Origin of the sequence: Pseudoalteromonas sp. Z9A5, assembly GCF_011378875.1 — a bacterium.
GTDB lineage: Bacteria > Pseudomonadota > Gammaproteobacteria > Enterobacterales > Alteromonadaceae > Pseudoalteromonas.
Genome location: NZ_WTLC01000129.1, coordinates 1 through 549 on the forward strand (window position 1 = coordinate 1; position 549 = coordinate 549).

General features: G+C 36.6%; 1 protein-coding gene. It reads left to right on the forward strand.

The features are described from left to right. Window positions 1-151 precede the first annotated feature (151 nt). Window positions 152-379: a hypothetical protein gene (locus GQR56_RS21340; protein WP_166115403.1), complete on the forward strand. Its 228-nt coding sequence runs from the start codon at window positions 152-154 to the stop codon at window positions 377-379. Window positions 380-549: the final 170 nt, after the last annotated feature.

Consider the following 549-nt stretch of genomic DNA (forward strand, 5'->3'; position numbering starts at 1 on the left):
AGCATACCAATAAAAAAGTTGAGTGAGGAGTATGCTTCGTTCAACAAGGTATTTATACGATACAAACAACGTAACGTATAAATACTAAGACGTTAGGTTAATTGACGATAGTAGTGTCTTATCAAGTTTTAATTATAAAAAGGAAGATGTAATGAATGAATTATTAGGTGGTGGATTTGGTCTTGTTGTAGTTTTATTCTTGTTTGTTTTGGTTATTCTTTGGTTCTTATTACCGTTCGCAATATTTGGAACAAAAGATAAATTGAGTGAATTGATTGCTGAGTCAAAGAAAACAAATAAGCAACTAAGTGCATTGAGAGCAGAAGTTGCTGAAATAAAAGGCAACGATGATCCAATAATTAACCTAACAAGCAAATAAACAAGGACACGTAACAGTTGGCTGCGTTCCACTTCGTTTCACATTTTAGCCAACCATTACTTAGCCTGTTATTTGGGCGTTGGTGCGTCAAGCTAAGCTTGATGCATCTTGCAGGGTGCAAGTCCCTGTCAGGTAAGGTTTAACCAACCACCTGTATCGAGTGTTGCGCC